The following is a 25709-nucleotide window of genomic DNA, read 5'->3' on the forward strand; positions in this document are numbered from 1 at the left end:
TCGATCGGTTATAAAAATTATTCGTTTTCCTTGATCAGGATGCTTTGCACAAAATCATCCATAACGATGACTTTGCCTTCCACTCTGGACTGCTCCGCCGCAAATGCCATCAAGTGACTCTGTACGGAATGATTAGCCGATGTGCGGCCCTGCAGCTTCCCGTCGGCCCGAACCAATTTGACGAAGTCCTTGATCAATCCCATATCGCCTCCGCCGTGGCCGACGTGACCTCCCGGATTCTCGAACGAGATTCTCTCCACCTTGCCGCTTCCAAAATGAAGCACTTCAATCTCATTCTTCTCCATCGCACCGCGAATTTCGCCTTGGGTACCCATCAGCTTGATGGTACGGCTAACGTCCTTCGTAAATGCGCTCATCGTAAATGCTATAGTAACGGAATTAGCGAATTCCAGATTTACCACTTGGTGATCCACGACATCATTATCGCAGTGATAGACGCATCTTCCATACGGCCCTTCCTGCAGCGCCTTCAGGCGAGCCTCATAGCTCGGATCATCGCTAATTGCCGATGTAGGCCAATCCGTATTTTCCGTCAAATATTGAGCAGGGGCATAATAGAGACAGGTATCGGCCACCGGACATCCGTCCGTACAACGCAGCGGCGCTCCTTCCGGTGCCTCGCTGGCTTTGAAATGAGACAATGAGCCGAAGGATGACACCCGGACACAGTCCGAATCGGTCAGCCAGGAAAGAATGTCCAGATCATGACAAGACTTCGCTAGAATCATCGGACTGGATTCATCCTTTCTTCGCCAGTTGCCTCTTACAAAGCTGTGCGCTTGATGCCAGTATCCGACGTTCTCATTATGTTGAATGGACATTAACTGTCCAATCGCGCCATTTTCAAGGAGTTCCTTGATCGTGGAGAAGAAGTTCGTATATCTCAATACATGGCAGATCGAAAAGACCCGGTTTGCTGTAGTGGCCAGTTCTCCCATTAGCACGCATTCTTTAGCGTCAGGAGACATCGGTTTCTCCAGCAGAACATGATATCCCGCCGCAAGGGCCTTCATCGTCGGCTCAAAATGCTGGTTGTCCTGGGTGCAGATGAATACCGCATCCGCTACTTTAGGGGAGGCAAAGAAATCATCCCAATGGGTAAAGCACGCCTCATCCGCCAGTTTATGTCTTGCCTTGAATTGATTTCTCCGGTCCGCATTCGGCTCGGCAACGGCTACAAAATGAAGCTCATCGGGGTGCTGAATTGCATATTCGGCATAGTTAATCCCCCGCAGACCTGCTCCAATTAACGCGACAGTGACTTTCTTCATCCCACTCTGCTCCTTTGTTTGTGACTTTTTTGGATGGAAAACTCGGCGTTTCTATTCTTTAACACTCCCAACCGTCATCCCTTTAACAAAATACTTCTGCAAGAACGGATACACGACCATGATCGGCAGTGCACCCATAAAGATTTGCGCCGTACGAATGGTCTTCTCGCTCAGGTTCTCCATCACCTTGAGCTGTTCCACGGACATCGAAGACATTTGGGCATTCAAGGACATGATCAAGGTGGAGAGATAGGTCTGGAGCGGATATTTCTCCGGCGAATTCAAATATAGAATTCCGTCAAACCAGGCGTTCCAATGTCCGACAATGGTGAACAAGCCGATCGTTGCTATGGATGGAAGGGAAACCGGCAAATAGATTTGCCAGAGCACCCGCCAGTGGCCGGCGCCATCGATAGTGGCCGCTTCGTCCAGTTCTTTCGGGATGTTTCTGAAGAAATTCAGCATCAGGACCATGTTCCATACATTCAATGCGCCAGGCAGAATAAGCGCCCAGATCGAATCCATCAAACCGGTATTTTTTACAATGATATAGGTAGGAATTAAGCCTCCCCCAAAGAACATAGTAATCGCAAAGATCCATACGTACACCGTTCTGAATTTAAACTGATCATTCGATTTGGAGAGCGGAAACGCGGTAATAAAAACCAGGAACATGTTTACAAGTGAACCGAGCACTACCCGTTTAACCGAAACTCCCAAGGAGCGAAAGAACTCTACCTTCTCTCCCAAATAAGCATACGCATCCCAGGTGAATCCGACGGGCCACAGCTTGACTTCCCCGGCCATGGCCGCCGTATTCGAACTAAGCGAGATGGAGAGTAAGTGAATAAACGGGATGATACCGAGTAAAGTAATACAAGTTAAGAAGATTGCGTTGAATACGACAAATAACTTTCTGCTTAAGGTTTGTTTCCGTAACACTTCTCCACCTCCTTAAAAGATGCGGTAATCGTTGAATTTATAAGCGGCATAATAGGTTATTGATACCATGAACAAAGAGATAACCGATTTAAAGAGCCCCACGGCCGCCGCAGGTCCGAATTGTTGGCTGAACATCCCTAACCGGTAGACAAAGGTATCAATAATGTCCGCGCCTTCATACACCGTCGGATTGTACATCATGAGGATTTGCTCAAAACCCGCATTGAGAATGCCGCCCAGACCCAGTACAGCCAGCAAAATAACGATCGGCGAAATGCCCGGAAGCGTGATATGCAGCACTTGCTTCCATTTCCCCGCTCCGTCCACTTCAGCCGCTTCGTAGAGCGTGGAGTTGATTCCCGTAATCGCGGCAAGCATGATGATCATGTTGTAGCCCATGCCCTTCCAGACGTCCGACCCGATGATAATGCCTCTGAACCAGTTGTTATCAAGCATGAACATAATAGGCTCCATCCCCAAGGAAGCGATTAAGCCGTTGATCGGGCCGCTCAGCGAGAACAATTCGATGATAACGCCCCCGAGTACGGTCCAGGAAAGGAAAAACGGAAGAAAAATAGACGATTGAATAAAGCCCGCAAACCACTTTCTGGTGATTTCATTAAGCAATAAAGCCAGAATGAGAGGGACGAGCAAAGATAACACCATTTTGGTAATGGCGATAACTAGCGTATTCCAAAGAACTTGTTTGAAATCCGGCAGATGAAACACATAGTTGAAGTTATCCCATCCGACAAATTCGGATTTGAAAAAACCGGATAACGGCTCGAATTGTTGAAAAGCCATCACGAGACCGGCCATAGGGCCGTATGCATAAATCAATGTAACGATAACGCCCGGTATTAGCATGATATGAAGCGGTAATTCCTTCTTCAGTGATTTCATGGATGATCCTCCTCACCAACTTGCTCCTTTAAAAATGGGAGGTGCGCCGATAATAATCGGCTCACCTCACCACTTTTAGGCTCTATCAATTATTTTGTAGCCTCGGTGTTATACCATTCGTTGACCTCGTCGATAATTTGATTACCGCCGAGCGCCTTCCAGCTGTCTACGAACTTATCGAATTCATCCAGAGAACCACCCATGATGATCTTGGTGAAGGACTCCTGCATCAACTTATCCAACTGGCCGCCTTTTTCAACGATAGTTGGGGTAGGCAGACCGTAGAACTCGTTATATACGAATTGATCACTTTCCTTGATTTGTTTAGTCAAGCCCCAGCCGCCGTCTTTAGCAGTCCGGCTATAATACAGTCCCCAGTTGATTCCTTTGGTTGCATTTGTTGTGTCGCCTGCCATGTAGTCTTTGGTCGCTTTGAACGTATCGGCAACGGTCTTATAGTTAGCATCGTTGATCGTGATCTCTTCCTGATTTGCTTCGAGCGCCTTGTTCACTTCCGTGTAAATCGTATCGATATCGGCCGGATTGGCAATTCTCGGGTTGAACCAATTGTATACATAGCCATCTGCCGCTTTGTTCTTATCCTTGTATTCCTTCTTGCCGACTTCGATGTAGAAATTCAGCATTTTGATCGCCGCTTCCGGGTTCTTCGCTTTCTTGTTTACGACGAAGATTTTGTTGCTGCGGATTTTCGGAACGAGCGATTTCGCCGGTCCATCCACCCCTGGAAGCTGGAGCGCGATCCAATCGGCTTTCGGGTCCTTGTCGACGCTGGAGTTCAGCGGCCAGTTCGGATACCACCATTCACCATAAGAAATCCCTACTTTGCCTGCGATCAGATCCTCGACCGCTTTATTCTCGTCTTTCAGCGCAAACTCTTTGTCGAGAATTCCGTCTTTATACCATTGCTGAAGCTTCCCGAGCGCCGTCTTCACTTCCGGCTGAATGAGCCCTGGGATCAGTTTGTCGTCGCTGCCTTTAATCCAGGCGGATTGGTTGTCACCTACAGAAGGGTAGGCGCCGAATCCGTTGAAGAAGCCTCTAAGATCAAAACCCCAGAAGAACAGGTTCTTTTGCAGGGCGATTCCGTAAGTATCATTCTTGCCGTTTTGATCCGGGTCGTTGTGCGTAAAGGCTTGAGCGACTTTCTCAAGCTCATCCATGGTCTTCGGTGCATCCAATCCCAGATTCTTCAGCCAATCCTGACGAACCCACAAAATCTGAGTGGAAAGGAACGGATCTTCGAAGGCAGGAATGCCTAACTGCTTGCCGTCAAATCGCCGTCAAACACGACAAGGTCCGGCTGTTCCAGCGAAATAATCCGCTCCATCGTCTCCTTAGTCACAGCATCGAGCAGCGGCGTCTCCGGGTCCTGATCCTCTTCGTCGATAAATTCCATATCCGAAAACTGCACAATGACAAACGTTCCATCCTCACGAAATTTCAGCTTTTTCTCCATGATGCATTCGCCTCTTTACCACAGATTTCTTCCAAATCCCCGCCGGGTCACAGGTCCACGATCAGGCTGTCATAAGCTACCTTAATACCGTGTGGCTCGAAAACGCTTTCGAAATCCTCATGCAGAAAACCGGAATTATGCGTAATATGAGTTACATAAACAAGGGAGTTGCTCTGAAGTATACTTTGTTCCCGCAATACGCGCTGAACCTCCAGGACGGTCTCGATCCCCATATGGTTTGGATTCCGGTCATTCTTCGTGTAGCTGTGCGTACAATCCAGGATCGCCATATCGATGTCCTTGCCTTCAAGCCATTTCCAGGTATCGTCAGGCAGCCACCCGGTATCATGACCGTAAAACAGCGTCTTGCCCCCTTTTTCAATAAAGAACAGCAGACAAGTTTCCATAGGGTCATGGTTTGCAAGCAAAGGAGTAACCCGCATATCGCCCAATGTGATGCTCTCGAACGGGCGCAAAAGGTGAAAAGCCAATCTGTCTCCTGCGGCCGGCCCCAGCGTAATCAAGCTCTGGTTAATGGCCGCATCATTGCCGTAAATATGTAAAGGATGATCAATGCCGAGCGCATATCCCTCAGTCCGGTTGTAAAGTTCCCAAGGCTGAAAATGATCATAATGCGTATGCGTGAACAAAAGATGCTCGATTGCCGCCATATCGATCTGGTCGCGAAGCGCCTGCATGTGGGAATCCGCGGAATAATCCACCTTGGTCACGCCGTCGATTAGTATGGAGCTTCTCGTTCGAATATTTTTCCCTCCGGCCGATCTCGCCTTGCGGCAGGTTTCACAACGGCAGAAAGGGTTGGGGAATCCTTCCGCGGCCGCCGTTCCAAGAAAATGGATCTTCATTGGTTCTTCCTCCTCTTGGGACTTTTCCCCGTTAAGACTTCCACGTCCAGGCGCTGCAGCGTATCCAGCCATTCCTGCGGACAAGACGCGTCCGTAATGATCATCGAAATGTCCTCGATGGAACATATTTTCGCAAATGTGGTAACGCCAAACTTGGAATGGTCTGCGACTAAAATAGCTTCTTCCGCTCGCTGCATCATTTTTCTGGATACCCCGGCTTCCTCCGGATGAAAATCAGTGATCCCGTCGGACATCGATATCCCTCCCGCCGAAATAAAGGCCTTGTTCACTTTGAACTGATCCAGCAACTCATATACCATTGGCCCCGTGGCTGCCTGAAACTTTGCATTGACTTCTCCACCGGTAAAGATAATCTTGCCCTTAAATTCTTTTAACGCCAAATTGAGAATCGGGACGGAATTCGTGATCACCGTAACATCGGAACGATCCTTCAACTGTTTCATGATTTCAATCGTGGTTGTCCCGTTATCCAGAAGAATCGTCTCCCCGTCATGAATCAGCGACGCCGCGAGCTTGCCGATCATCTGTTTTTCCCCGGAGTGCATACGAGAACGCTTTATAAAAGCGGGCTCGGTTTGTTCGGAACGGGCCAGCACGGCGCCTCCGTATACTTTGCGCAGCTTCCCTTCCTTTTCGAGCCTATCCAGGTCCCTGCGAATCGTCTCTGTAGATACATTGAACGACACGGCCAACGCGTGTACTTGAACCTTTCCTTCCGTGCCCAGTTGGGCAAGGATCGTCTCCCTGCGTTCTTCATGAGATAAAGACATTTCAAACCCTCCGAGCCCTAAAAAGAAATGTGTTATTCGTGTGTTTTTATGTGGTTTTATATATTTAAGGCCAGTGTATATTTTGGAAGTTCTCTTGTCAACCAAATTAATTTTACCGGCGCTGCTTGTCCTCAACACCTCTATTGACGGAATGAAGAGCCAGAGATACAATCACTTAAAACAACACAAAACAACACGAAAACACAACTCAACATGATCTTGAAAGGGGATACGAAGATGAGCCGAAGCTTGGCATTTCGGGAGGATGGGACCTTTACCATCGTTCAGTTTACGGACCTGCACTGGAAAGACGGGCAAGAAGAGGATCAGCGCACCAGGGCACTGATGGAACAAGTACTGGATACGGAGCGGCCGGATCTTGCCGTGTTTACAGGAGATGTCATTTATACCGGAGAGGTCGCCCCCGGAGAGCCGGAGTGTGAGTCTCCGGAGCAAGCCTTCCGCGAAGCCGTCGCGAGTGTAGAAGAACGCGGAATCCCCTGGGCTTTCGTCTTCGGCAATCACGACACGGAACAGCGGATTACGCGCGAAGAATTGATGCAGGTTGTTCTGCAGCATCGGCATACGGTGAGCGAGTCGGGTCCCAACCATCTGCAGGGAAGCAACTATGCCCTTCAGGTCGCCGACCGGGAAGGAAATTCGGCCGTCAATCTTTATTTTCTCGATTCCGGCAGCTACTCGACCAACCCTAATGTTGGAGGGTATGACTGGATAAGACGTGAACAAATACACTGGCTCGCCGCCGAATCGGACCGCCTCAATGACGGTAAAGACGGGAGCAAGCTGCCTGCGCTTGCCTTTTTCCATATTCCGCTTCCCGAATACAAGGAAGTTTGGGATACCCGAATCTGCTATGGACATAAACAGGAGCAGGTGTGCAGTCCTGTCCTCAATTCCGGCATGTTTGCGGCATTGCTGGAAATGGGTGATGTCATCGGAACGTTTTGCGGACACGACCATATCAACGACTATATGGGGAATCTGTACGGTATCTCGCTCTGTTACGGACGGGCTAGCGGCCATAATACCTACGGCAAGGAAGGCTTTCCCCGCGGCGCCCGCTTGATCAGGCTCACGGAAGGCCGGCCCGGCTTCGAAACCTGGCTTCGCCTCGAGGACGGAACGCCTATTATGGAACAACCTGCCCATCACCCGGAGAACGGTCAATAAACAATCCTTCACGAATGGAATGAAAACATAATGCTAATTCCCATAATGCTTGTCCTCGCTTCCGGCATGGCCCATGCCGTCTGGAATCTGTTCACCAAAAAAAGCCGGAACAAAAGCGTCTTCCTTTGGTCAATCATGATGCTCCCCACCCTATTGCTCCTGCCTTCTTTGATTCAGGAACTGGGGCTTCAATCCTTGTCACCCGAAGCTTACGCCCTATTGGCTCTATCCGCGGTCCTGCAAGCTCTATACTCTTGGATGCTGTCCAAGACTTATGAGCTTGGCGACCTTTCGCAAATCTATCCGATCATGCGCGGTACCAGCACTTTGCTGGTGCCGCTGGTCGGAGTCATTTTCCTGAAAGAATCGCTGTCCGGAGCCGGCTGGCTCGGAATCGGTCTTATGCTTGCCGGATTCTTTGTCCTGACAGGGATGGGAACCCGGAAATCGAAGGTATCGGTCCGGATGCAAGAGATGAAGCCGCTGCTGATGGCTCTCGGAATCGGCGCTTGCATCACCTGCTATGTATTCGTCGACAAGTTGAATTTGCAGCAGATCTCGCCTTTGGCCCTCCTCGAGATCACCAATATCGGCTTCGTAGCGGGTCTTACTCCGCAGGTCCTGCTCTCCGGCGAGCTTCGCGCGGAGTGGAAGGTCAACTGGCGGACGATGCTCCTCGGTGCCGTGCTCAACCCCGGCTCTTATTTACTATTTCTATTCGCCATGCAGCAAGCGCCCATGGCCCATATCGGCCCTTTACGGGAAACCGGGACCATCTTCGCCACATTGTTAGGGGTGCTCTTGCTTAAAGAAAAGCAGGGAACGCAGCGAATTCTAGGCTCCGTGGTCATTGCCTCCGGAATATTACTGGTGGGAATGTGGGGCTGAAATTCCCTCTTTAAACTGGAGTTACTCCATGGTTTACAATGAATACGGAGGCTGATCGACAGCCCTCTTGTGTTCATTTGCAAGCGGTTCCAATACTGCTGAATCAGAAGGAGGAAGGCCAGTGCGATTCGTGAAAAAAGCAGCTCGCTCCGTTCGAAATGCTTTTCGGTTTACCACTTCCGGTCTGACCTTGGGAGAGAAATGGCGTCTCGCGCTGCCGGGGCCGATCCTGTCGGTCGGGGGAGTTCTCATTCATAACGTGTTCATCAAGTATTACACGGATATGATTGGCCTTAGCCCAAAATATGTTGCCTGGGTGTACGTGATCTATAACATCTGGAATGCGATCAACGATCCGATGATCGGCGTCTGGATCGACAAGCTGAGGCATCGTCCGAATCGCGGCAAATACGTCTATATCATGAGGGTAACCGTGCCTTTCATGATTATATCCTCCTTCCTCATGATGCTGTCCAGTCCCTCTTGGGACCAGTGGCTGATTTTCCTTCTTTATACGGCGGAGTTGTTTATTTATGATACCGCCGCAACCGCCTACGGTATCGCCTATCAATCTTATATGTTGATCGCCGCCCCCACCAAGGAAGAACGCATCGATGTCGGGATTGTTCAGAACTACATCTCCCAAGCGATGTCCTTTCTCATCACCTTGATCCCGACCTTGCTTCTCGTCGGAGACGGGAAGCGCGAGGTGATTATCCCCGTCTTCTCTGCAGTCATTCTGGTGGAGACGGTGTTCTTCACCCTGGCGCTCCGGGGACTGAAGGACGATGCGAAGATGTACGAGTCGCTGGAAGGTCAGCAATTCGCGATGAATGAGCTATGGAGCCAGTCTTGGGAGATCATCAAATCCCGCCAGTTCATTACGTTTGTTCTGTATTCCATCATCACCGCCGGCCCGATCGGGTTTTATTTCACCCCCTACCTGTACTATATGGACGGTGTAGTCAATGCGGGCGGAGCCGTTACGACGACGATCGACGTCGGCACGCATGTCATTGCACTCATGTTCTTGCCGGTGATGGGATACATCATAAAGAAATACGGCACAAAAACAAGCGTCTACTGGGGAACCGTTCCCGCTATACTCGGCTACGGAGGGATTTTCTTCGCGAGCAACATATGGGCGGTCGCCGCTTCCTACGTTTTGGTCGTTATTACCGTTAATTACATTCGCACCGCGGTCTCGCCGGTGGGAGCGCTGATCATCGACGAGAACGAGCGCACGAGCGGAGTACGCAAGACCGGTTTGTTCAACGGTCTGTTCGCGATCTTCACTGTCGCCTTCTCCAGCCTCCAAACCGTCATCTTCATGAGCGTCATCGGAGCATTCGGTTACGACGGGCTTGCAACATCCCAGTCCGAAACAGCTGTACTCGGCATTCGCATCGCCACAAGCCTGATCCCGCTAGCTTCTATACTGCTCGGTCTTATCCCCATGGCATTCTATCCTTTCGACAAGAAAAAAGAAGAAGAAATATCGGCATTCAGTAACCAGGCCAGAAGAGGAGGCTTGACTTAATGTGAATGAACCCCCACTGAAACTGAAATTTACAATCGGCGAAGCCTCCAAGATTCTTGATATCCCGGTCGACACTCTGCGCTATTACGACAAGATCGGACTGCTGCTTCCACGCAATCGGGATACCAACAAGTATCGCTATTATGATCTTGAGCAGTTCGACCTGCTCATCACGATCCGCATGCTGAGAGCGATGGACATATCAATCGAGCAGATTACGACCCTCCTGGCGGCCGATAGTCTGATCAACATTCGCGAGCTCATTTCCGGCAAACAAAAGGAGATCGACCGGCAGATCGACTATCTGAAGCATCTATCCAACAAGCTGAGGGTGCTGGGGCAACAGTTCGATCAGTTTAAGAACGAGGAAACGATTGAGCTTGTACAAACGCCCTCTTACTGGGTGCTGCTTACCGATTCGATCATGGAAAGCGGCGACCCCAAACTCGGAAGCAAGGTGCAGCAGCAAATGCGCAACGTCAACTGCCATCAGGAATGGCTGCCGTTCTGCCATATCATCTCCATCGTGTCGGCGGATAACTTGATCGCTGGTAATTATCACACTTACTTGAACAACGGGATCCTGTCAACCTTCCCGATGGAAGGTGATTCAGGCATATTCCGGAAGTTAGAGCCTCAATATTGCGCCAGAAAATATTTGGTCATCCACCGCGACGGATACGACGAGATGGATGACCATTACGAGAAAATGAAGGCGTTCATTTCCAAGCGAGGGCTGAAAATCGCCGGGAATTCCCTTGAAATCAATCTTTTTAACCAGTACGACAAGCACTATATCGAGATCAACATTCCAGTGGAAGAACAAGATTAGAAAGGAAGCTGATGACGATGAAAAAACTTACGACGGACGGCATGCGCTTGATTAACGAAGACGGGGCACATGTCATACTAAGCGGCATCAATCTCGTTTGCAAGGAGAAGAAGAAAGGGTACGTCGAGCCTTGCGAAGAGGACCTGTTCGCCTGGTTCCGGGAACAGGGGATGAACGTTATTCGCCTGGGGCTCATCTGGGATGGCGTGGAGCCGCAGCCGGGTGTCTATGATGACGTCTATCTTGGCCGGATCAAGCAGCAAGCCAAATGGGCGGAGAGTCACGGTCTTTATGTTTTTCTGGATATGCACCAGGATTTATACAGCTCTCTCTATGGTGACGGCGCGCCTGATTGGGCAACGCTCGCCGACGATCTCCCCCACGTTACCGGCCAAATGTGGAGTGATGCTTATCTGGAAAGCCCCGCGGTCAACCGCGCCTTGGATCATTTTTGGCGTAATACACCGGCTGCAGGCGGCATCGGATTGCAGGATCATTACGCAGCCATGTGGAAGCATGTTGCGGCTTACTTCGCCGATTGCCCGAATCTGATCGGATACGACATGATGAATGAGCCATATCCCGGAACGAGCGGCCAGGAAGTATTCGGCGCAATCATTGCCGCCTATGCCCATCAAGTATTGGGGATGACAGACTTCAACATGGAAGAGCTTTCCGCGCTTTGGTTCGACGATGAGAAGAAGCAGGAAGTACTTGCCGGCATGGCAAATATGGAGACGTACCGTGTGCTGGTCGAGCATGCCAAAGAAGCCTCGCAAAGTTTTGAGAAGGAAGTACTGGCCCCTTTCTTTAACAAAACAGCGGCTGCGATCCGTTCGATCGACCCCGAAAGGTTCCTGATGCTGGAAACCTCTTATTTTTCAAACATGGCTGTGGAGTCGGGGTTACAGCTTATCCGAAATGATACCGGAGAGACCGATTCCTCACAGGTATTCGTACCTCATGGCTACGATTTGGTGGTGGATACGGAGCATTACGAGATTTACAATCAGGAACGTGTAGATTTGATCTTTGCCACCCACCGCAGGGTACAGGAGAGACTTCAAATCCCCGTCCTGATCGGGGAATGGGGAGCTTTTACGCATCACCCTGCGACACTCGATCTTACCAAGGAGCTTGTTGCGATCTTCGAGCGTTATTTATGGAGCAATACGTATTGGTGTTATGTCGACAATATGAAAGAGACGCCATATGCTAAAGCATTGAACCGTGCCTATCCGCAAACGACGAGTGGCGTGCTGAAAGGATACCGCTTCGATTACGAGCGCGGTGTTATCAGCGTCAAATACATTCCATCCGGCGGCGAGACGCTGATCTATCACCCTCATGCTGCGCGCCTGTCTGCAGATGATATCGCGATTCACGGCACAAGCGATTATAAAGTTGAGATTCGCGAGTATCCCGGATCGGAGGCCGGCGTTATAGCGGTTGTTGTACCGCAAAGCAGCAAGACGATTACGATTACGGCGGGATAGTCCGCCTTATAAAACCATCTACGGCAATTGGTTGATCATCTTGTAAATTATTGGTTATATAATGAATATGAAGTATATAACAATAATTCCAGGATAAGTCGAGGTGTGTGCATGAGTAATAAGAAATGGAGAGCCGTTAAACTGATCGTTTTGGCAACCGTATTGACCCTTGCGCTGGGAGCTTGCTCCAGCAAGGATTCCGCTAATTCGGCACCGGATAACCGAAACGCCGTAACCGCCGGGGCTGAAGGAACAGACAGCTCAGGTCAGAGACCGGAGCATTTGCCGAAGGATTTTCCGCTGCCCGAGGATGCTATAATTACCACTTCCCATTCTGAACAGAACGACGGCAAAAAGTCGGCTCTTCTGATTTTTACGTCCCAAGAAAAGCTCGATAAGCTGGCCGACATGTATAAAGATTACTTCCGGGAACAAGGAATCGAGGATGCGGCTGAAACGATCGACGAGAAAAATTTGATTATTCAGGGCGATACCACTGACGAGAGCTGGTCGCTCATCGGCGGCGCTTTGTCCGCACAGGAAGGCACGAACGAGCTGACGCTAACTTGGTCCGAACTATAAATACAGCAAAACAGGCCGAAGGCATGATTGATTCATGCACTTCGGCCTGTTTATTTATCCGCTTGGACATCAAAATACGATTGCGTACAGTGTTTCATCAAAAACTGTCTTTCAGTTCTCTTGCAGAAGCAAGCGAACCTCCGCCACCTCTATAGGATATTTCTTGCTGAGGCGCGCTTTACTGAGATTGGCACTCAATATGCGATCCATTTGCTTGTCATTCATGGCGGCTACCCTTCGCATGACAGCGAATCCTTCCTCTGGCTCTTTCTCAACCAGCACACTCAGGCTGTATTCCAGTCCCTTGTTCAGTACCCTCGCTTCTTCTTTTTCGGAAATCGGCAACCCCATGGCCCAATCCTGTAAAATCCGTTCAGCCAAACGCAGCCCAAACCGTGCATGTTCTCGGATTCCGAGCAGCGGGGGATGTGCCAGCGCTGCCACAAAGGCACGACGCTCAAGGGCATTCGCTTGTTCCAACCAATCCCCCAACCATTGTTCCAATAGGCCAAAATCCTGCTCCCCGATCCGTTGTAAGGCGATGGCTACCGCTTCGCGCACTCTCCAGCGGGGATCGCTCATCGCTTCTTTCAGCACGGGGAGTGCTTCCTTCTTCCGTTCTGCCGTGAGGGCAGGATAGCAGGCCCCAATCGCTTGAATGGCACAGAAGGGCAGAAATTCTCCAGGGTCATTGGCCGGAGCTTCCACCTCCGACCGACGGCTCCATTCCAGCAAGAGCTTCCAGGCCGGTTCATCCGGCAGCCGCTCCATGACTTCCTCTGCAAATTGTTCCGCCAGCTTCAGATTTGCCCTTGGGCCCGGGAGCCCGGAGTTATTTTTCAGGAATGCTTCTAAAGCTTCAAAGCCAGCATGACCATCACTCCATTTATGCCATGTTTCCACTTGCGAATTCACCTCTTTCGCAAAATACAGAACAAGTTCAATAATTCCTCATCGGAAATAACTAGACGGTCAAACTCTGTTACACGATGCTTCATAATAATCCATGGTCGAGGTTTCCTGAAAGCCGCAGGATTTGTAAAGCTGGAGAGCCTTCGCATTTTCGGCGGCTACCTGGAGGAATATTTCCTTCATATCAGCTTCCTGCAGCTTCTCGATGGCCTGCTGCAAAATAGCTCGTCCAAAGCCTTGTCCGCGATGCTCCGGCAGTACGCCCAACCCGAAGATCCCCCCTGCCTCCGCAGTCATTTGCAAATGAAACTTTCCGATACTTTGCCCGTTTAGTTCCGCAAGGTAGATGCGCATCCCTCGCTGCTCTTCCGTTTCCGGCAGGGACAAGCCGTCATTGTCATTGTCTACACTCTCATGCTCCGAAGTTATCTCCGAGTCCGCGTCCTTTGAAGCATCCTCCGCATCATAAGTCTCATCGTCAAAATAAATGGCGTTCTGTCTCGCGATCTCGCGTCCATCTGCATTGGTCGCCTTGCGAAAGGAGAGTCCGCCGCTCAGCAATTCATTTTGCGGCTTCTGATGATTCTGACGCAGATACATTTCATATTCCGAATGTCTGTAAACCGCATCGATTTTCGCTATGTATTTCTGCCCGGACACCGAGGCTCTGTCACATAACAGAAGCATGCCTCCGGAATTTCTTCGCTTCCATTCAGCTACTGCCATTTCATACAGCCGGGTAAAAATCCCCTGCCGCCGGTATGCGGGATGCACCATTCCCGTAACCTCGAGCGGTGAGCGCGTCCCTCCGAAATGGCTTATTCCCAAGTATCCGACCAATTGTTGCTCGTCGAAATACATGAATTCATTGATATGCTGAAGGCCTGCACCATCACCGGTTTCCTGAGACGCCTCCAGTTTATAATCGAGCTCGAGCTTTAGCGTAATTCGATCCTCACGGACGCATTGCTCCTGCAGACGGTTAATCAGGGTGTAATCCTCCCGGTCAATGCCTGCCTTGAGTTTAAGCCAGGGAGCGCTTATTTTCCCCATACAACTACCTCTCTTCTGTTTCATGCCTTGATCACATTATAACTCCGATCATCTCTTCTTCCTTAAGAAAACTTAACTATAGTTGAAATCTGCTTCCTGGTTCACAAAAAACCAGCCTGACCGGATAAATCCGGATCAGACTGGTCCAAAAATTCTTACTTCGAATTTCTTGCTTCAATCTTCTTACTTGGCAGGGCCCATATTTTTCAAACTGACATTGGAAATGGTGATCTTGTTGAAGCCGTCGTCCGTGCCTCCAAAGTTCCCCATATTAAAGGAGATGCGGGAGTTCGAATAGCCGGGCTTCGTAATCTCAAAATCAAAGGAGAAGTCAGCATCCGTGGTAGTCAGCGCTACCGAATTTCCATAGTAGTCTGTAAAAGCGTAGTCCGGAGCGCCGCCAAGCCAACCTGCGCCAATCCCCAGATTTCGTGCCTTTTCAGCCTTTGCTGTGAAGCTCAATGTATATTTATAGCCCTGCTGGATGGCGAATCCTTCGTAAATGAGCTGGCGGCTCCAATCCTGATCCCCCGCCGTGCCGATGGTTGCTTCCAGCACTCCGTTCTTGATATCTAACGTAAGCTCACCGGCCTCAGGAGCATAGCTGAACCACTTGCTCTCGTTAGAAATCAGGTTTACATTCTGCGGCTGACCGCCTTGCTCTGCCGCCGGATTCACCTCATAAAGTCTCACATTTCCGATCGTAACGGCATGCGCCATATCCCCTTCTACAGGAATACCAAGTCCGAACGCCAATTGCGAATCGAAATCCGATTCCTCCGACATTTCGAACGTATAGGAGTAGTGCTGCATGACCGTCGTCAATTCGGCAGGCTGTTCCATATACTTTGTATAGGGATTAACATTGAGTCCTACTGCCGCTTGCAATGTTTTAGGGTCCGTGGAGGAAGCATCAAACTCCAGCCGGTAATGCTTACCCTTTTCCAGTGAAATGCCGTTTTGCTGCAGTTGGGAATCCCACCAATTCTGCGTACCGCCATCCACTTGTAGGGTCAGTTCCCCGTTCGAGTACGTAGTATCCGTCACAGACACCGTCTGCCAGCTGCTCAGGTCCGGCGTAAACTTGTTGTTCTTGATCTTGTTTTCCGAAATATCCACCCAAAGCGTATTGTACTCGCGGCCTTCAAAATCGAGATAATAGCTTTGCGATGAATTTAACTGAACCGGCTCAAAATAAACCGTCTTGTACGTCTGCCATCCTCCGGTTTCGCCAAGGTTATACGTTGATTGAATGACGGTCCTTCCGTCCTCGTCCTTGACGCTGAGTCGGATCTGCGAGTTCGGATCGCCGCTCGCTACCCTGGCGGACAGCACATATTCCGCGCTATGGGCAACGTTCGCCTTAAATTGCAGCAGATCTCCTTCGCCCATGTAGGCCACATGCTTGCCGCCTTCTTCCGAATCCTCCAACTGTAATCCGTTCATGACCCAGGCATCGCTCGCCTGAATATGGGCATATCCGTTTACGGTGACCGGATTGCCGCGCTTCACCAGACGGACATTGTCCACATACGCCGTTCCCGTATCGCCTCCGAACAGCAATTGCAGTTCGGACTCGGCTACCGCAATGCCATCGTCAATCACGATCTCATAAGCATAGTTCTTCATTTCGCCGGTAAGCTGTGCCATCTTGCCAAGCGGGAACTGAACCGCATGTCCGTCCTTGCTGGTAAGGCCAATCTCCATGGCTCTAGGCACATCCGCTTTGGCCTCAAAATACAGGCCATACGTTGCATTCGCCTCCAGCTTCATCCCCGGCTGCGCAACGACCACCTCTTCGGCTGCGCCGGCGCTCGCCACATTCACGACAAGCTGGCGTTCCATGATATGCGACTTGCGGAAATTATTCACGGACACGTCAGCATTTGCTCCGGACGCTACATGAGCTTCCCAGAACGCTAACCGGTTCGTGCCCTGATCAAACGTGCCGTTATAAATCAGGTTCAGGTCCGGCAGCGGCTTCCGCTCCACAACTTCCGGCAGTGGGGCTGCATTTCCGATTTCTTTGACCTGAACATTGGCAAAGTAAACTGTTGCATCATTCAAGCCTGCATTAAATTCAAATCTCGCATTATTGTCGGTTTCGGAACGCATATCAAATTCATATTCAAAGGACTTCCACGCTGTCGTCAGGTCAAAGTTTACTTCACCCGAATAAGCCTTCCAACTGCCTCCGAATTGGGTAACCTTGGACATGATCGTACGGTTTGCGGATGCCTTGGCATCGAACGTAACCTTGTACTTCTTGTCTTTTTCCACAAAGAGCGGCATTTGCGTAAGCTGCAGGGAATAATTCTTTGTTCCGGCATTGTCGATCTTAATTTCCGCCGCCTTGCCCTTTTCGGCATCTTCGACCACCGATATGCTGCCTGCTCCGCCTTCGTTCTTAATGAACTCCCACATTTCCGGCACACCCTGCTCGTTTACGGCACCCGCATATTTCTCGTTATACAGAAGGTTCCCGTCCTGCTGCGGATTGCGCTGCGGCTCAATCGCCGGCGGGTTACCCGTCACATCCGGCCAGTTGGCCAGATCCTTGTAATTATAAACGCGTACGAAGTCGACTTTCATCGTATCGGACACAAAATCGTTGTCCGGCGCTCCCGGCCAATCTCCCCCGATCGCCGTATTCAGGATCAGGTAGAAGTCGCGGTCAAACGGAGCGGGATAAGTATAGTATTCCGGTTGTCCCGGCGCCTTGGTTCTCCAGCGCTCCACTTCCTGTACCAGGTGTCCGTCCACATAGAAACGGAGCACGCCCGGCAGCCATTCTAACTGAAAATCATGATAGTCATCGGCAAATTTCGCTCCGCCAGGAAGCGTGTAGGTTCCCTGATCATGTCCATGGGATCCGTCCGGCTGTACACTGTCGTAGTGGATCGTGCTGTAGGACAGACTTGTATTTCCTGTGCCTTTGCTTCCTCCGAGCATCTCCATAATGTCGATTTCTCCGGAAGCCGGCCAGCCGCCGTAATGGGCTTCATCGGTCGGCATCATCCAGATCGCCGGCCACATGCCTTGCTGCTCAGGCAGCTTGGCGCGAACGACTACCTTGCCGTAGGTCCAATCCTGCTTGTTTTTGGTGGTCAGCTTGCCCGAGCTGTACTCTTTGGTACCGTAACCGCCTTTTTTCGCTTCAATTTGCAGGACGCTGCGGTCTCCTTCTTTAACAATGCTTACATTGTTCGGGCTATAGTATTGCAGCTCGTTATTGTATACCAAGCCGGTATTCTCTACGTTCCAATTGGACGCATTGATCTCTGTCCCGTTGAAATCGTCTTGCCAGGCCAGCTCCCATTTGCTGTCCGGTATGGTAGTAGGCGCTACCGGTTTCTCCTGGTTTGGCTGCGTCACCGGAGGCGTTGTTGTCGATCCGCCCGATGAGCCACCCGACGATCCGCCCGAAGCCGGCGGTGTCGTTGTTCCTGAACCGGACGACGGCTTGTCGGCTGGTCTCGACCCGCTGAACCCGGGCTCCACCTTCTCGCCATTGAGTGTGACGCCGCCAGCAGCTACCGTCATTTGACCGACTGCTCCCTGCAGCATAAGGCTGGTTCCTTGCGCCTTCGCATCAACCTTCAACGTGCCGAGCGTACTGTCCGAAGACTGCTCGATGTCAGCCTTTTTCAACACAAGAAGTTCCTGAACCTTGCTGCCCTCCAGAAATTTTAAACCTGCCGTCTCTCCAGCTTTATCGACAACAACCCGGCCTAGTTCTGAATGTGAAATCTGGATGGAGCCACCGCCTTTGATGATAACACTTCCGGTCACCTTGACCCCGTCCAGATTGATATCCCCCTCACCGATACCTTCAGCCAGAATCAGATTTCCATCAATGACGATGTCCTTCAAGGTTACACCGGCGGAGCGAATAACCAGATTGCCGTTCACCTTTGAAGCATCATATACGCCGGGAGTCTGAACTACATCGGCTACCATTCCGGATAACAGTGACGCGAATTCCGCCCTCGTCATACGCGCTTTTGGATCAAGCTTGCCTTGATAGCCCTTCATCACGCCTGCTTCCGTCATATAGGATAGCGCTTTCATCGCATAACCGGAAATATCCTGCGCATCCCGGAACTGCTGCAGGGCACTCCCGAGCTCCATACCTGTCGATAATTGAAGCGCCCGGTCGATGATGACGGCGGCTTCCTCTCTCGTTATTATCGCGGTCGGAGACAGATGATTCGCATCGATACCGAGTATAATCCCCGACCCGTTAGCACGCATCATTGCCTCATAATACCAATCCCCTGGACGGACATCCTCAAACTGAGCGGAACTCTGACCCGTAAAACCGAGCATCCGGTGCAGCACCGTCACGAACTCTGCCCGGCTGATTCCTGCGCCCGGTCTGAAGCTCCCGCTCTCGTCCCCTTGCATCAATCCCAATTCACGCATATGTACTGCTGCGGACTGCGCCCAATGTCCCGATAAATCCTTAAATACGGGCGCGGCTTGATGGTTGCTTCCTTCCTGGCCGTATGCCGCAGGACTTGCGGATAGCGTCAGGCTGCAAGCCATGAATATAGCCAGCCATTTTTTCATCGTGTAATCCTCCCCATTGTGTTAAACTCCTTAGCAGCCTCGTTAAGCGGAACTCTTCCAAATCGGAAAATGGTCTTTCACAGGCCGTCCGGACCTTGTATAGTACGATTATAGCAACGTCGATTTGCGATCTATATCCTAATATTCCAACAACGATATTGATATTTTAACTAGATAAGCCGAACTATCGATGGAGCATTAACGAACGTCAACGAAACCATTCCTTAGTTCAGCTTGTATGGATAGGGGGCCTACTAACTTTGCTCGCACGCATGAATGTATTTACCAAAATGACCTTGCTGATCCTGCTCTTTCTCATTCCGGTTCTTATCCTCTACACTTATTCCAACCGGGAGAGCGTAGCCGTCATTGAGAACGAAATCCAGAGCGCGACGACGAACAGGCTGTCTACCTTCGCCTCCTCGATAGAGTCGAACATCTATCAGTTGTCGCTGTACGGCATATCGATCGGACAGGACTCCAGCATTCAGGAGTTTCAGCTGCCCGACAACCGGATCCCCTACGAACGTGTTCGGCTCAGCGGCGCCATTTTGGAGAAGATGAACTTGTACAATGCCGCCAGCAAATGGCATTCTACGATTACGCTGTATTTCCCGCGCATCCGGCAGGTAATCTCGACGGAGTATTATGACTCCCCTGCCTATGACGAAAAAGAGTTCAGCGAGCCCTTCCCGCAAACCTGGGTGTATAAAGACAACAGCTTCATCTGGCATACGACCGAGCCGACAACGGAAATGTCCGAGCCGGGCAAGGCCCGGCTGATTACCAAGATCAGCTTCCCGGCCAATCAACTGGCCGCCTTGCTGGATCAGAACAAGCAGAACAACCGCGGCGATCCGTTCCTGTTCCATGCGGGGCTGGGCGTAATCAGCAACAGTTCGGCGAATACAACCCTGATGACAACGCTGGCCGATCAGCTTAAGTCACTGCCGCTCCAGGAAGAGAGCGGCTTTCGAACCAAGCTGGATGATACGGAATACTACGTGTCCTATATTAGGTCCAAGAGTCTGGATTGGTATTATGTGGACTACGTGCCGATGCAGCAAATATTAAGCCCGGTCACTAGCAGCAGAAATCTGTTCTACATGTCGATCAGCGTTCTTCTGGTCATGAGCATTGTAGTGATATTCACCCTGTACCGGAGCGTCCAACTTCCGCTGCTCCAACTCGTCAAGGGCACCAGACGGTTGTCTGACGGAGATTTCTCCGTTCGGCTGGACAACCCGAAGCACAATGAATTCAGTCAGTTATTCATCCGGTTCAATATTATGGCCCAGCGGATTCAGGCGCTCATAGAGAACGTCTACGAGGAGAGACTGCGGCGGAGGGAGGCGACACTAAAGCAGCTTCAGTCCCAGATCAATCCGCACTTCCTTTATAACTGCCTTTTCTACATCAAGAATATGGCGCGAATGAAAGACGAGGAAGCGGTTGTGGCCATGGCGCTCAATCTTGGGGAATACTACCGGTACATAACCAGGTCCGAGAAAGATCTTGCCACGATTTCCGAAGAATTGAAAATGGCGACCAATTACTTGAAGATTCAAGCTCTGCGCTTGGAGCGGATGAGTTTTACAATCGATGTTCCCTGTGATATTTTAGACAAAACCGTCCCGAGACTGACGCTTCAGCCCATTATTGAAAACGCAATCATTCATGGTCTTGAGCCCAAGGGCGAGCATGGCGAAATCCGGATACGGGGCGTGTCCGAGAACGGGATCAACATCATTACGGTGGAAGACAGCGGAATGGGGATGACCGAAGAGCAATTTGTGAAAATGAGGCATGACTTAGTGAAGCCGCTGGATGAGCATATGGGGTGCGGGACATGGAATGTTCATCAGCGACTGACCTTTCAATTTGGTGATGAATCCGGCCTATTCTACCGTCGTTCTCCGCTAGGCGGCGTCCGGGTTGATATCACTTGGCGGGATAATATGGACAAGTAGGTGAATACAGCATGTTGCAACTATTATTGGTGGACGATGAACGCTCCGTTGTTGAAGCATTGGCCGAGACGATCCCTTGGGATAAGTGCGGAATCGGAACCGTCCATGAGGCGTTGTCAGGCGCTATGGCACTCGACATATTGGAGAACCATCCGATCGACATCGTCATTACGGACATCCGGATGCCCGGCATGTCCGGCATGGAGCTGATTTCGGCCATCCGCAGCCGTTGGCCGCTGGTGAACACGATCTTGCTGTCGGGTCATGCCGACTTTGAATATGCCCAGCAAGCCCTCGTTCAAGGAAGCTTCGACTATTTGCTTAAACCCGTCAGCGACGAAGATCTGATCCACTCCGTCACACGACTCGTAGAGCGCATCAAGACCAAGTGGGAACAAGCCGCATCTTATCAGAAGGCGCTCTATACATTTCGGGAGAATAAGCCCTTGCTTCGCTCTACGATGCTCAATGAGCTGCTGACCGGCCGGACCTATTCGGAGGAAGCTCTGGCGGATAAACTGAAGCTCCTCGAGCTTCCCTTTACAGCCGGCGATGAACTCGGGATGCTGGTGATCCGGATGGAGGAGCATCTGTCCGAAATGGCCCAGCGGGAACTCGCGCTCATGGAATATGCCATATGCAATATCGTAAACGAAGTGATGCAGAAACAATTCCATATCTGGCATACGAGAGATGCTCATGATTACATTGTTATTCTGGCCGTCAGCCGACAAAGCCCCCTATCCTCAGGCAGAGGCGATCAAAATAAAACGCTGCTGGAGCAATATGCCGCTCAAATTCAGTCCAATGTGCAGCTCTACCTGAAGGGTGCCATTTCGATCCTCGTTGGCAACCGGGGGTTATTTCCTTATCAAGTCCGTGAGATCTACGAGCATTCGGTCATGTCCATGCGGAAGCGGATGGGACAAGGCCAAGGCTTGTTCGCCAGTGCGTCGGATGAGCCCGATACGAAACCGATTCATTCGATCCGGTCACTGTATGAACCTCCTACCCTGCTCAGTTTGCTGGAAGCGGGACGATTCGAGGATGTGGAGCGGAAGATCCGGCAAATCTTCGAGGAATTGCTGGAGTCGGCGGGGGAGCAGGCTGTAGCCGAGCACCTTATCGAAGCCTATCACGTTTTGGCCGGGGCCTTCGCTTATATTATTCATAAGAACGGCAAGCAATTGTCCGCAGTGCTGCCGGAGGATTCTTATCGATATTTTGAGTCTCCCGGCTTTTCTACCGTCCAGCAATTGCTGGATTGGTCCATCCGTGTACTTCATTGCATCCGGGAAGACTCCGAACAGGATTTAAAAGACAATCACAGCACGATCGTCCGCAGCGTGAAGAGCTTTATCGACCGCAATCTGGCCGGGGATGTATCTTTACCGGCGATTGCAGATGAGGTGCACTTACATCCGGTATATCTGTCCAAGGTCTATAAAGCCGAGACAGGGGAAGCGCTGACAGCCTACGCCTACAGAATCAGAATGGAAAAAGCGGCTTTCTATTTGCGCACCTCGACGGCCAAGGTGTTCGAAATCGCCGAGCTTGTCGGATATAACAATACTGCCTACTTCATTAGGGTGTTCAAAAAATATTACGATGTCACACCTCAGGAGTACCGCGATCGTTTGCCTGTCTAGACCATATACCCAGACAAAAAACAGGCGTTGCAGATGATTTATGCAGCGCCTGTTTTCTTTGCAATGCGGCGAGCCCATGACCCTATGAACCTCATTGCCCCTCATTGACGGTCCGGTACCACTCGTTCACTTCCCGGGTAATTTGATCGCCTCCGGCGGCCTTCCATTTCTCGAGAAAGGTATCGAAGTAATCAATCGATATCTTGCCATAGATGATCTGGGAGAAGGTATCCTTTTCCATCCTGGAAAGAATATCATTGTTCATGTTCATCGTCTCCGTCGGAGGCCCGGTAAACATCTGATTCATGGCAATATTCCTCTGAACCATTACGATCTCCGCCGCTTCGAGCATTTCCCGGGAAGCGCCCGATTTCACCTTTTTCTCAAATGGGGTCACGGCTTTCCCTCCGTACGCAAGCTTTAGCAAGGTCGCCATATTCAGGCTTGGAATGCGGGCGCCGTCAAAAGTGACCGTATACTTCTCGGAATCATAGCCCTCGGTATGCACGGCATCGTTCGTTAGTTGATCTCCTTCGTCGGCTATGGCCTCCTCGTTTTCCCCCGCCAGTCCGTTCTCGAACTCACTGCCGACTTCCGGATTGGCGAAGTGATCGAACAAATAATTCTGATACGTAAAAAATGCCTCCGGATGCTCCATGTCCTTGTTGATCAGGATCACCCCGTTGGCAATAGACGTCCCGTGCCTGCCTGCTCGTCCATCCTCCCCGGAAGGAATGGGGTAGGCTCTAATCCTCGCCCCTTTAACTTTCTGCTTCACGTCCGCCAGCGGCCATGCAGGCATCCAATGAGGCCCGACCACAATTCCCGCTCTGCCTGCGGTGAATTCCTCTACCGCTTTGGCCTCGTCATACCATCCCGCCATTTCCGAAAGGTAACCTTTACCCATCCAGCTCTGCAGCTTCTCCAGTGCTTGCTTGGCTCCAGGCGATATGGAACCGTATTCCAGCTTGCCGTCCTGCGTCAAATTCCACTGATTCGGCATGGTACCGTAAGCACCGAACACCCAACCGGCATCGGACATCCAGGTATTGACCCAGTTCTTGAAGCCGAACGTCAGGCCGTAAGTATCCTTTTCCCCGTTTCCATCCGGATCCTGGTTCGTAAAAGCTTCCATGATGATCTCCAGGTCGCTTAACGTCTTCGGCGCTTGGAAGCCGAATTTCATCATCCAGTCCTCGCGAATCCACATGACCGGATCGCTGTTATAAGCGTAATCGAGAATCGGAATTCCGATTCTTTTGCCATCCTGCATGTACGGATACCAGACAGTAGGGTCCTCCTCCACGGCATCCTTCCAGGTATCGCTGGCATATTTGTCGAACAATTCGCCTGCATCGAGGAACTTGCCGGATTCTATCAGCTCCCTGACGAGGTTGAAGTCGCCGCGGTATGAAATAATGTCGGGCATTTCCGCATCGGATGCAAGAGACAGGCGGAGCTTGGTCTCGAAGGCGTTATTTGTGGAAGGAGATACCCATAGATTCTTCATCTGGATCCCCAGCTTGTCTTTGGCCCACCTCGTATGGCCATTGTTATCCTGATCTTCCCCCTCCTGGAACTTCACGTCCGGCCCCCATGGCCGAAGGTAGGTCAACGTTATCACCGGGTCGTATTTCCCGTCCTTCGGCAGTTGGCCGGCAGTGACTTCGTCCATCATCCCACCGGCCGGTCGGTGGCCGGAATCCCTGGAATCGACGCCGTCCCGACAGCCTCCCGCAACCACGGCGAGGATCAAAATGCCTATCATGAGCAAGCTGCTCCTGGATTTCTTACCGTTTCTGTTCAACCGCAGCCCCCCGCTTATCCTCAATTTCTATATTACTATCAGACTAACACAAAACAGCCGCTCCGGCGGCTGCTTTGCGTTGCATGCGATCTAATTGCTCGTATATTTTAACCAATCGTATTCCGCATACAGCGGATTGGCGCCGTTATACGAACCTAACCAGGCGTCAACGCCCGTTCCGTTCCAAATGTTCATCATGATTTTACCGGGCGTGCTTGGAATATTCGTCGTAGCCGTATGCTTCAGCACACCGTCAACATACCACTTGATGTACCCGGGCTGCCAATCAAAGGCATAGGTATGGAAGCCGGTCGACGCATCAAAACCAAGATTAACGACCTTCTCATGGCCGCCTACCCCGTTAGTAAAGTAGTTAAATTGCACCTTTGTCGTGTCTTTTCCCAAAAACTCGATATCAATCTCATCCCATTGCGTACCGTAAGAAGGGCCGGTGTAAGTGAAGAAGGAGGACACGATGCCCGTATTCTTGGCCGGCTTCATGCTAACCTCGTATAATCCGTATCCATACGTGTATTTGGACTGATATTCACCGCAGTCAAATCGATTGTAAGCTGAACTCGTTAATCCCAGCTTCAACTTTCCATCGTTGGTGAAGCCGGCATTATTGGCGCGCCACGTACAATTGAACATCCCTCCGTTGGAATAACCGTCCGCCTTATGCCAGGTCTCCGAATTGAAGTAGGTGAGCGGCTCCCAGAACACGTACCCCGCAAATGCGTTGACACTAAGAACCAGGGAGATTACTCCGGCAGCCGCTACAGTGATCCAAGACTTCTTTTTCACTTTCATCTGACACCTCCATCGGATATTTACCGGTTTCGAAGCGCTTCCATCTCCGGCGTTTCCATTGTATATCGGGGCGGTGTCGCTCTCTATAGTAAGATTGAAAGTGAGATAGCACTATTTCAAGATCCTCGGCTACATG

20 protein-coding genes are annotated in these 25709 nt (G+C 50.8%); 8 read left to right on the plus strand and 12 right to left on the minus strand.

The genetic code is table 11. The features are described from left to right. Positions 1 to 17: 17 nt before the first annotated feature. From KB559_RS15550 to KB559_RS15580, 7 genes are all read right to left on the minus strand, one after another. Positions 18 to 1292, minus strand: coding sequence for a Gfo/Idh/MocA family protein (locus KB559_RS15550; protein ID WP_211022856.1), 1275 nt, complete (start codon positions 1290 to 1292; stop codon positions 18 to 20). A 51-nt stretch (positions 1293 to 1343) separates the two neighbouring features. Then, complete coding sequence (locus tag KB559_RS15555) at positions 1344 to 2234, minus strand: carbohydrate ABC transporter permease (protein ID WP_211022857.1); 891 nt, start codon at positions 2232 to 2234, stop codon at positions 1344 to 1346. Between the two features lie 12 nt (positions 2235 to 2246). Next, positions 2247 to 3137: an ABC transporter permease gene (locus KB559_RS15560; RefSeq protein WP_211022858.1), complete on the minus strand. Its 891-nt coding sequence runs from the start codon at positions 3135 to 3137 to the stop codon at positions 2247 to 2249. Positions 3138 to 3226: 89 nt separating this feature from the next. Next, the gene (locus tag KB559_RS15565) at positions 3227 to 4372 is read right to left on the minus strand and encodes a type 2 periplasmic-binding domain-containing protein (RefSeq protein WP_247681864.1); all 1146 of its coding nucleotides are present in this window, start codon (positions 4370 to 4372) and stop codon (positions 3227 to 3229) included. A 41-nt stretch (positions 4373 to 4413) separates the two neighbouring features. Next, the gene (locus KB559_RS15570) at positions 4414 to 4614 is read right to left on the minus strand and encodes a metallophosphoesterase family protein (RefSeq protein ID WP_211022859.1); all 201 of its coding nucleotides are present in this window, start codon (positions 4612 to 4614) and stop codon (positions 4414 to 4416) included. A gap of 47 nt (positions 4615 to 4661) precedes the next feature. Then, on the minus strand, positions 4662 to 5480 hold the full coding sequence (locus KB559_RS15575; protein ID WP_211022860.1) for an MBL fold metallo-hydrolase: 819 nt from the start codon (positions 5478 to 5480) through the stop codon (positions 4662 to 4664). Continuing rightward, entirely contained in the window at positions 5477 to 6271 is a 795-nt protein-coding gene (locus tag KB559_RS15580) for a DeoR/GlpR family DNA-binding transcription regulator (protein WP_211022861.1), read from the minus strand. The genes KB559_RS15575 and KB559_RS15580 overlap by 4 nt, the downstream gene beginning before the upstream one ends. A 237-nt stretch (positions 6272 to 6508) precedes the next feature. Between KB559_RS15580 and KB559_RS15585 the strand changes: the two genes are divergently transcribed. The 6 genes from KB559_RS15585 to KB559_RS15610 all read left to right on the plus strand — a co-directional run bounded on the left by KB559_RS15585 (position 6509) and on the right by KB559_RS15610 (position 12800). Beyond that, positions 6509 to 7462, plus strand: coding sequence for a metallophosphoesterase family protein (locus tag KB559_RS15585; protein WP_211022862.1), 954 nt, complete (start codon positions 6509 to 6511; stop codon positions 7460 to 7462). A gap of 30 nt (positions 7463 to 7492) precedes the next feature. Continuing rightward, positions 7493 to 8350 carry a DMT family transporter gene (locus KB559_RS15590; RefSeq protein WP_247681865.1) on the plus strand — a complete coding sequence of 286 codons (858 nt, stop codon included), beginning with the start codon at positions 7493 to 7495 and terminating at the stop codon, positions 8348 to 8350. 121 nt (positions 8351 to 8471) lie between these two features. Further along, positions 8472 to 9890: an MFS transporter gene (locus tag KB559_RS15595; protein ID WP_244861475.1), complete on the plus strand. Its 1419-nt coding sequence runs from the start codon at positions 8472 to 8474 to the stop codon at positions 9888 to 9890. Between the two features lies 1 nt (position 9891). Beyond that, entirely contained in the window at positions 9892 to 10722 is an 831-nt protein-coding gene (locus KB559_RS15600; RefSeq protein ID WP_211022864.1) for a MerR family transcriptional regulator, read from the plus strand. A 17-nt stretch (positions 10723 to 10739) separates the two neighbouring features. After that, entirely contained in the window at positions 10740 to 12218 is a 1479-nt protein-coding gene (locus KB559_RS15605; RefSeq protein WP_211022865.1) for a cellulase family glycosylhydrolase, read from the plus strand. A gap of 111 nt (positions 12219 to 12329) precedes the next feature. Then, entirely contained in the window at positions 12330 to 12800 is a 471-nt protein-coding gene (locus KB559_RS15610) for a hypothetical protein (protein WP_211022866.1), read from the plus strand. 111 nt (positions 12801 to 12911) lie between these two features. Here KB559_RS15610 and KB559_RS25190 read toward each other — a convergent pair whose 3' ends face one another. From KB559_RS25190 to KB559_RS15625, 3 genes are all read right to left on the minus strand, one after another. Beyond that, positions 12912 to 13703 (minus strand): HEAT repeat domain-containing protein, encoded by a 792-nt coding sequence (locus KB559_RS25190; protein ID WP_211022867.1) that lies wholly within the window; start codon positions 13701 to 13703, stop codon positions 12912 to 12914. A gap of 69 nt (positions 13704 to 13772) precedes the next feature. After that, entirely contained in the window at positions 13773 to 14765 is a 993-nt protein-coding gene (locus tag KB559_RS15620; RefSeq protein WP_211022868.1) for a GNAT family N-acetyltransferase, read from the minus strand. Positions 14766 to 14948: 183 nt separating this feature from the next. After that, a complete protein-coding gene (locus tag KB559_RS15625) occupies positions 14949 to 19337 on the minus strand; it encodes a carbohydrate binding domain-containing protein (RefSeq protein ID WP_211022869.1) in 4389 nt (1462 codons plus the stop codon). A 260-nt stretch (positions 19338 to 19597) separates the two neighbouring features. On the opposite strand from KB559_RS15625, the gene KB559_RS15630 reads away from it, so the two are divergent. After that, the gene (locus KB559_RS15630) at positions 19598 to 21307 is read left to right on the plus strand and encodes a cache domain-containing sensor histidine kinase (RefSeq protein WP_211022870.1); all 1710 of its coding nucleotides are present in this window, start codon (positions 19598 to 19600) and stop codon (positions 21305 to 21307) included. An 11-nt stretch (positions 21308 to 21318) separates the two neighbouring features. Further along, positions 21319 to 22956: a response regulator gene (locus KB559_RS15635; RefSeq protein WP_211022871.1), complete on the plus strand. Its 1638-nt coding sequence runs from the start codon at positions 21319 to 21321 to the stop codon at positions 22954 to 22956. A gap of 91 nt (positions 22957 to 23047) precedes the next feature. Here the strand turns inward: KB559_RS15635 and KB559_RS15640 are convergent, their stop codons facing one another. Both KB559_RS15640 and bglS read right to left on the minus strand, forming a co-directional pair. After that, on the minus strand, positions 23048 to 24763 hold the full coding sequence (locus tag KB559_RS15640; RefSeq protein ID WP_211022872.1) for an extracellular solute-binding protein: 1716 nt from the start codon (positions 24761 to 24763) through the stop codon (positions 23048 to 23050). A gap of 90 nt (positions 24764 to 24853) precedes the next feature. Further along, the gene (gene bglS, locus KB559_RS15645; RefSeq protein ID WP_348772930.1) at positions 24854 to 25567 is read right to left on the minus strand and encodes a beta-glucanase; all 714 of its coding nucleotides are present in this window, start codon (positions 25565 to 25567) and stop codon (positions 24854 to 24856) included. Positions 25568 to 25709 lie beyond the last annotated feature (142 nt).

Source organism: Paenibacillus sp. Marseille-P2973 (genome assembly GCF_018101095.1).
Lineage (GTDB): Bacteria > Bacillota > Bacilli > Paenibacillales > Paenibacillaceae > Fontibacillus > Fontibacillus vini.

Excerpts from the sequence above, each read along its gene's own strand:
- KB559_RS15625 (WP_211022869.1), bottom strand. The coding sequence starts at position 19,337 with ATGAAAAAATGGCTGGCTATATTCATGGCTTGCAGCCTGACGCTATCC.
- KB559_RS15605 (WP_211022865.1), top strand. The coding sequence starts at position 10,740 with ATGAAAAAACTTACGACGGACGGCATGCGCTTGATTAACGAAGACGGG.
- KB559_RS15560 (WP_211022858.1), bottom strand. The coding sequence starts at position 3,137 with ATGAAATCACTGAAGAAGGAATTACCGCTTCATATCATGCTAATACCG.
- KB559_RS15635 (WP_211022871.1), top strand. The coding sequence starts at position 21,319 with ATGTTGCAACTATTATTGGTGGACGATGAACGCTCCGTTGTTGAAGCA.
- KB559_RS15580 (WP_211022861.1), bottom strand. The coding sequence starts at position 6,271 with ATGTCTTTATCTCATGAAGAACGCAGGGAGACGATCCTTGCCCAACTG.
- KB559_RS15620 (WP_211022868.1), bottom strand. The coding sequence starts at position 14,765 with ATGGGGAAAATAAGCGCTCCCTGGCTTAAACTCAAGGCAGGCATTGAC.
- KB559_RS15575 (WP_211022860.1), bottom strand. The coding sequence starts at position 5,480 with ATGAAGATCCATTTTCTTGGAACGGCGGCCGCGGAAGGATTCCCCAAC.
- KB559_RS15585 (WP_211022862.1), top strand. The coding sequence starts at position 6,509 with ATGAGCCGAAGCTTGGCATTTCGGGAGGATGGGACCTTTACCATCGTT.
- KB559_RS15590 (WP_247681865.1), top strand. The coding sequence starts at position 7,493 with ATGCTAATTCCCATAATGCTTGTCCTCGCTTCCGGCATGGCCCATGCC.
- KB559_RS15610 (WP_211022866.1), top strand. The coding sequence starts at position 12,330 with ATGAGTAATAAGAAATGGAGAGCCGTTAAACTGATCGTTTTGGCAACC.
- KB559_RS15570 (WP_211022859.1), bottom strand. The coding sequence starts at position 4,614 with ATGGAGAAAAAGCTGAAATTTCGTGAGGATGGAACGTTTGTCATTGTG.
- KB559_RS15550 (WP_211022856.1), bottom strand. The coding sequence starts at position 1,292 with ATGAAGAAAGTCACTGTCGCGTTAATTGGAGCAGGTCTGCGGGGGATT.